5 protein-coding genes and 1 pseudogene are annotated in these 6,656 nt (G+C 67.9%); all 6 read right to left on the bottom strand.

Features of this window, described 5'->3' with window-relative positions; genetic code table 11:
- Nucleotides 1–134 (bottom strand): annotated as a pseudogene (locus JWP65_RS03370) (Tim44 domain-containing protein); the annotation flags it as partial.
- A 29-nt stretch (nt 135–163) separates the two neighbouring features.
- Nucleotides 164–895, bottom strand: a complete 732-nt coding sequence (ubiE, locus tag JWP65_RS03365; RefSeq protein WP_299760342.1) for a bifunctional demethylmenaquinone methyltransferase/2-methoxy-6-polyprenyl-1,4-benzoquinol methylase UbiE — start codon at nt 893–895, stop codon at nt 164–166.
- A gap of 97 nt (nt 896–992) precedes the next feature.
- A complete protein-coding gene (locus tag JWP65_RS03360) occupies nt 993–1,421 on the bottom strand; it encodes a DUF971 domain-containing protein (protein ID WP_299760340.1) in 429 nt (142 codons plus the stop codon).
- A 210-nt stretch (nt 1,422–1,631) separates the two neighbouring features.
- A complete protein-coding gene (locus tag JWP65_RS03355; protein WP_299760339.1) occupies nt 1,632–3,260 on the bottom strand; it encodes a ShlB/FhaC/HecB family hemolysin secretion/activation protein in 1,629 nt (542 codons plus the stop codon).
- Nucleotides 3,261–3,336: 76 nt separating this feature from the next.
- On the bottom strand, nt 3,337–4,671 hold the full coding sequence (locus JWP65_RS03350) for a FecR family protein (protein ID WP_299760338.1): 1,335 nt from the start codon (nt 4,669–4,671) through the stop codon (nt 3,337–3,339).
- 191 nt (nt 4,672–4,862) lie between these two features.
- Nucleotides 4,863–6,656, bottom strand: a 1,794-nt coding sequence (locus tag JWP65_RS03345) for a DUF3400 domain-containing protein (protein ID WP_299760337.1), incomplete at its 5' end; no start/stop codon positions are given.

Below are 6,656 nucleotides of genomic sequence, written 5' to 3'. Positions count from 1 at the left end.
GTGCCCTGGCGCTGCGTCACGTTGGGCGACTGGCGCCCGAACGAGCCGCCGCCGCCGAGGCGGCGGGCCGCTTCCGCGTCGAGGGCGCCGAAGGCGAGCACACCCGCCAAGAGGACTGTCCAGAGTTTCGTCATGCCTGTCTCCTAGCCGTCCACATGGGGGCTCAGCACTTGATTGCAACGTGCAGCGCGGCCACCCCACCTGTGAGGTTGTGATAGTCCACGTGGCCGAAGCCGCTGCTCTTCATCATCGCCTTGAGTTCCTGTTGCCCGGGGTGCATCCGGATCGATTCCGCCAGGTATTGGTAACTCGATGCATCGCCTGCCACCAGCCGGCCCAGTCGCGGCAGCACCGAGAACGAGTACCAGTCATAAGCCTTTTCCAGCGGCTTGGCCACCCTGGAAAACTCCAGCACCAGCAGTTTTCCGCCTGGACGCAGCACCCTGTGCATCTCGGCCAGCGCCAGCTCCTTGTGCGTCATGTTGCGCAGCCCGAAGCCCACGCTCACGCGGTCGAAGCTGGCCTCGGCGAAGGGCAGTTTCTCCGCGTCGCAGACCACCGTCGGCAGGACGACGCCGGCATCCAGCAGGCGATCGCGTCCCACGCCCAGCATGGCGGCGTTGATGTCCGTGTGCACCACCTCCCCGGTGCTGCCGACCTTGCGGGCAAAGGCCTGCGCCAGGTCGCCGGTGCCGCCGGCGATGTCCAGCACCCGGTGGCCGGGGCGGACGTCGGCGCACAACACCGTGAACGCCTTCCAGGCGCGGTGCAGGCCCAGCGACATGAGGTCGTTCATGACGTCGTAGCGCGGCGCCACCGAGTCGAACACGCCGCGCACGCGCTGCGCCTTCTCGCGCTCGTGGACCGACTGGAAGCCGAAGTGCGTATCGCTCATTGGATGGCGCCCCCCAGGATTGTCCGCTGCGCGGCCTGCTCCTCTCCCCGTCGCAAGCGGAGGGGGCGAGCGCCTGCTGGCGGCCGTGCGGCGTTCATCAATGACTCGCGCAGGCGTGGCCCGCGTCGCCGTGCCCGCCCTTGGCGGCCATGGGAGCATCGCGGTCGACGCCGGCCGCTTCCAGCCGGCGCAGGTAGTCCGTCCACAGCTCGTCCTGCTGGGTGCCCAGGAACCACAGGTAGTCCCAGGTGAAGATGCCGCTTTCATGGCCGTCGGAGAAGGTGGGCTTGACGCCGTAGTTGCCCACCGGCTCCATCTGGTCGATGCCGACCTCGCGCTTGCCGGTCTGCAGCACCTCCTGCCCAGGGCCGTGCCCCTGCACCTCGGCCGACGGCGAATAAACGCGCATCAGCTCGAAGGGAAGACGGAACACCGAGCCGTCGGCGAAGCCGACTTCGAGCACGCGCGACTGCCCGTGCAAGGTGAGGGATTGGGGATGCGGAGTTTCAGTGCGGAGGCCGGCCATGCCCGCAGTCTACTGAATGATTGGACTGGGCGTCCGAGGAGCGTCCGAGACGGGATGCGATGCAAGGCGCAAAGCACAGCGATGCCCGCAGGCACCGCGAGCATTTGCAACGCGGCAGCGCGCCCGCATCGGGCGCACAGCGGGCGTCAGTTCAGTGATTCAGTGGACTCACTGTCGCTCCGCAACCCGCGGCCTCCCCGGATCGCGCGCTCAGAACCGGACCGCCAGGTTGATGTAGAAGCGGTCGTCGCCGCGGCGCGGGGCGGACGGGTTGACCGCGCGCGAGACCCGGCTGCCCAGCACCAGTCGGCCGTAGTCGGCCGACACGGCGAACGCGCCGACGCTGTAGCGCAAGCCCACGCCCAGGCTCGCCAGCCGGTCGGAGGACGGCTTCAAGGCGGTGGTCGGATCCTGGTTGGCGATGAAGCCGGCATCGGCGAAGCCGAGCAGGCGCAGGCCCGGCGCCAGCTCGGGCGTATTCATCTCGAGCGAAGCCGAGACGCCGGAGTCGCCGGAGATCGGCCGCTCGATTTCGGTGCCGCGCACCGAGCCGAGACCCCCCAGGCCGAACTGCTCGCCGGAGATCAGCACGTCGCGGCTGTACTGGGCCTGGCCCCTGGCCGTCCACAGCCAGGTTGTCTCGAACGTGCTCGAATAACTGGCGCCGCCGCGGATCGCCTTCCACGCGGTGTTGTCGATCCGCGGGTCTTCGCTGCGGTAGGAACGCAGGTCGTTGCCGCTGCCCGCGCCGGTGTTGATGGCGAAATCCGCGTTGTAGCCCCAGAACGCCGTGTCGGTCTCGGTGCGCTGCGTGTACCCGATGGTCATGGGTCGGCTGCGGCGGCTGAGCGCGCCGGGCACCACGATGTCGTTGATGCGCGCGGCGTCGAACACCTTGTCATCCAGCCCGAGCGTCACGTAGCTGCGGCGCCCGCCTTCGGGCGGCAGGTACAGCGTGTAGCTGACGCCGAAGGTGTGGCCGGCGCCGGTGCTGCTGAAGGCCCCGAAGTTGCCGACCACGTCCGAGCGGGTGTAGCTGGCGCCGACCACGCCGCCCAGCGCGTACAGCGGCACCTTGTAGGCCAGGCCCAGCTGGCGCACGTCGCTCGGCTCCTGCAGCGAGGTGGTGTAGGCGCTGACGAACTGGTGGTCGAGGTTGAACAGGTTGGTGTGGCCCGCCGTCAGGGTGAAGCGGTCCTGGCCCGTGCTGCTGGAGCCGGCGTTGGACAGCGCCGCGCCGAAGGTCCAGGGCCGCTGCTCGCGCACGGCGATGGTGGCGTCGATGCGATCGGGCTCCTCCGACTCGCGCAAGCCCACCTGCACCTGCTTGTTGGGGTTTTCGTTGGCGATCGCCGTCTGGACCGCCAGCCGCTTGAAGTTGGGGCTGGTGCCCTCCCGCAGCTCGGGCAGCGTGCGGCGCACGTTGCCTTCGTCGTAGATCTGGCGCCCTTCGATGTCGACCTTGCCGACCTTGAACTGCACGATGCTCAGCTTGACGCCGGCGCCCACTTCCTGCGGCGGCAGGGCGACGCGGTGCAGGCCGAAGCCGCGGGCGCGCAAGGCCGCCTCCAGGGCGGCGGTCGCCTGCTGCAATGTCTGCAGCGTGGCGTCGGCTCGCACGAACGGCGCCAGCACCCGGTTGGTTTCGTCGGCGCCCAGCGGGTTGTCACCCTCGATCTGGAAGCCGCGGATGGCGAACACCGGCGTGGCAGCGGCGGTGGCCATGGCCGGCGCGGCGGCACCGCCAGCCATCTGGGCCCCGGCCGCGCCCGCACCCAGCGCCAGCAGCATCACCAGGGCGACGGGTGCCTGCCGCGGCGCGTCAATGGGTCGCTTCATGTTTCTTGCCGCTCTCGTTCTCGTAAGGGTGCGATCATTCTCGCAGGGGTGAACACTTTGTCACCCAACCGGCAGCTTACTTGCAGCTGGTGCCGCCCCGGATTCCAGATTCGCTCAGCACGGTGGTCAGCAGGGGATTGCGCGAGTTCGGCAGCGGAACCTGGTCGAAGTCCATGAACTTGGGGATCAGGTTCGGCCGCAGCGCGTCGCCGTTCGGGCCGGCGAAGCCTGCTTCGTTCTTGCCAAGGTGAAGAATTTCACGCGCGCTCACGATCTCGATGTGGCCGTCGCGCACGAAGACGAACAGGCCTTCGGCATTGTCGGAGACGTTGTCGCTGGAAAACAACTTCGGCGGCACGGTGACCTGGTCGGGGCGCGGCCCCTCGCTGGCCGGCTCGTTGGTGATCGGCACCACCGGCCCGGCGGCCGGGATGAACAGGCCCTGCCCCGCCTGCAGCACCTGCCGCGCGGTCTGGCCCTGCTGGCCGACTTCGATGGCACCCAGCCAGGTGAACAGCGTCATGCCGCTGGAAGCGTCGCCGGCCTCGCCGGCACAGGCGCCGGTGCAGTTGACGTCGAAGCCGGTGCCGCGGATGCCGATGGTGGCGGTGGCGGTGCTGAAGCCGACGTTGCGGCTGTTGGCCTTGGCGATCAGGCCGGTGAGGGCCCGCACCGAGCCGCGCAGGATGGATGCGAGAAAGCGGCCTTCGCCGGCATTGCGCTCGTCGTACACGAAATTGTCGAGGCGAAAGCGGGTCTGGGAGCCCAGTGTGACGCGGGTGTCGTCGCGGAACGCGAGCACGGCCTGGCTGCCGCGGGTGGTTTCGACGACGTCCCCGGGATAGACGCTGGCGCCATCGACCAGGCGGCGGCGCTGGCCGGCAGCGTCGACGGCGCTGATCTCGCCCTGGGCGTTGAAGATCCTGGCGCTGGCCTGGACCGCGTTCGGGCGGGCATTCTCGGGGATGCGGGCCGATTCGGCGCCGCATTCGGTGCTGCAGACGCGGGCGTCGAAATCGGTGCCGCGGATGCCGATGGTCGCCGTGCCGGTCTGGACCCTGGCCGCGTTGGGGGAATTCTTGGAGATCAGGCCGGTGATGGCGCGAAAGCCGCCCCGCACCAGCTGCATCAGCATGCCGTTGTCGGGAGCGTTCTCGCGGAACTGGTACTGCTGCAGCACCAGCTCGGAGTTGGGGCGCACCGTCATGCGGGTGCCGTCCTGCAGCTTGATGATTGCGGACGCGCCGTCGGAGGTGGTCAGCCGGTCGCCTTCGCGCAGCGGCAGGCCCTTGCCCAGGGTCCGCGGGCTGTCACCCGGCGACTGGGCGAAGCCGACCCCGCGCGCGAACTCGACTTCCCCCGCCACCTGGGCATGCGCCAGCGGTGCCAGCAGCACGCACTGGACGAACAAGGGACCTAGCCACCTCAAGACGCGGAATAACATGCCAGACCTCCGGTAACCGGTGTTGCAACCGGAATCCTCTTTAGCCGAGCGTTATACACGCACGCAGTTGATTCCAGTGACCCGGTCGGGCCGCTCCCGCAGCGACCCGTGGCGGATTTCACGCTGGAGTGGGCTGATGCGCGGGGGGCCCGACACCGTCAAACCAGCACGCGCTCGATCCCGCCCTGGTTGGCCTTGCGCACGTACTCGGGCATCCAGTCGGCACCGAGGATCTTGTTGGCCATTTCAACCACGATGTAGTCCGATTCCAGCAGCCCGTTTTGCAGGTCGTTGCTGTAGCGGGCCAGGCCTTGCAGGCAGCTGGGGCAGCTGGTGAGGATCTTCAGGTTGCCCTGCTCGCCCAGGGCGCCCGAGGCGCGCAAGGCGGCTTCGTCCTTGCGCAGCTCCTCTTCCTTGCGAAAGCGCACCTGGGTCGAGATGTCCGGGCGGGTGACGGCGAAGGTGCCGGACTCGCCGCAGCAGCGCTCCGACTTGCGCACGTTGTCGCCCACCAGCGCCTTGACCGTCTTCATCGGCTCCTGCAGCTTCATCGGCGTGTGGCAGGGGTCGTGGTACAGGTAGGCGCCGCCGCCGGGCAGCGTGATTCCTTTTTCCAGCAGGTACTCGTGGATGTCGATGATCCGGCAGCCCGGGAAGATCTTGTCGAACTGGTAGCCCTGGAGCTGGTCGTAGCAGGTGCCGCAGGACACCACCACCGTCTTGATGTCCAGGTAGTTCAAGGTGTTGGCCACCCGGTGGAACAGCACCCGGTTGTCGGTGATCATCTTCTCGGCCTTGTCGAACTGGCCCGAGCCGCGCTGCGGATAGCCGCAGCACAGGTAACCCGGCGGCAGCACGGTCTGCACGCCAGCGTGCCACAGCATCGCCTGGGTCGCCAGTCCGACCTGCGAGAACAGCCGCTCCGAGCCGCAGCCGGGGAAGTAGAAGACGGCCTCGGTCTCGGCCGTGGTCGCCTTCGGGTCGCGGATGATCGGGACGTAGTCCTTGTCTTCGATGTCCAGCAGCGCCCGCGCCGTCTTCTTGGGCAGGCCGCCGGGCAGCTTCTTGTTGATGAAGTGGATCACCTGCTCCTTGATGGGAGCCGTGCCGTGGGTGTCGCCCGGGCGCGTCACCTGCTTGCGGGCGAAGCCGCGCAGCAGGTTGTTGGCCAAACGCTGGGCCTTGAAGCCGACGCCCACCATCGCCCCGCGCACCAGTTTGATGGTCTGCGGGCTGGTGGCGTTGAGCATCAGCATGGCCGCGGCGTTGCCCGGGCGGAAGCTCTTCTGGCCCATCTTGCGCAGCAGGTTGCGCATGTTCATCGAGACGTCGCCGAAGTCGATGTTGACCGGGCACGGGTTCAGGCACTTGTGGCAGACGGTGCAGTGGTCGGCCACGTCCTCGAACTCTTCCCAGTGCTTGATCGAGACGCCGCGCCGCGTCTGCTCCTCGTACAGGAAGGCCTCGACCAGCAGCGAGGTGGCCAGGATCTTGTTGCGGGGGCTGTACAGCAGGTTGGCGCGTGGCACGTGGGTGGCGCACACCGGCTTGCACTTGCCGCAGCGCAGGCAGTCCTTGATCGAATCGGCGATGGCGCCGATGTCGGACTGCTGCATGATGATCGACTCGTGCCCCATCAGGCCGAACGACGGCGTGTAGGCATTGGTCAGGTCGGAATAGACCGAGGTTTCCGAGTCGGCCTGTGCGTGCCGCAGCAGCTTGCCCTTGTTGAAGCGGCCTTCCGGGTCGACCCGCTGCTTGTAATCGGCGAACGGCTTGAGTTCCTCGTCGGTCAGGAACTCCAGCTTGGTGATGCCGATGCCGTGCTCGCCCGAGATCACGCCGTTGAGCGCGCGCGCCAGCTTCATGATGCGCTTGACCGCCTCGTGGGCGCTTTGCAGCATTGCGTAGTCGTCGCTGTTGACGGGGATGTTGGTGTGCACGTTGCCGTC

Source organism: Ramlibacter sp., assembly GCF_028292805.1.
Taxonomy (GTDB): Bacteria; Pseudomonadota; Gammaproteobacteria; order Burkholderiales; family Burkholderiaceae_C; genus Ramlibacter.
The sequence above is the reverse complement of the archived record's forward strand: the minus strand, read 5'-3'. Positions and strand labels throughout refer to the sequence as shown.

Coding starts and splice junctions, on each gene's coding strand:
- JWP65_RS03355 (WP_299760339.1), bottom strand. CDS start 3,260: ATGAAGCGACCCATTGACGCGCCGCGGCAGGCACCCGTCGCCCTGGTG.
- JWP65_RS03360 (WP_299760340.1), bottom strand. CDS start 1,421: ATGGCCGGCCTCCGCACTGAAACTCCGCATCCCCAATCCCTCACCTTG.
- ubiE (WP_299760342.1), bottom strand. CDS start 895: ATGAGCGATACGCACTTCGGCTTCCAGTCGGTCCACGAGCGCGAGAAG.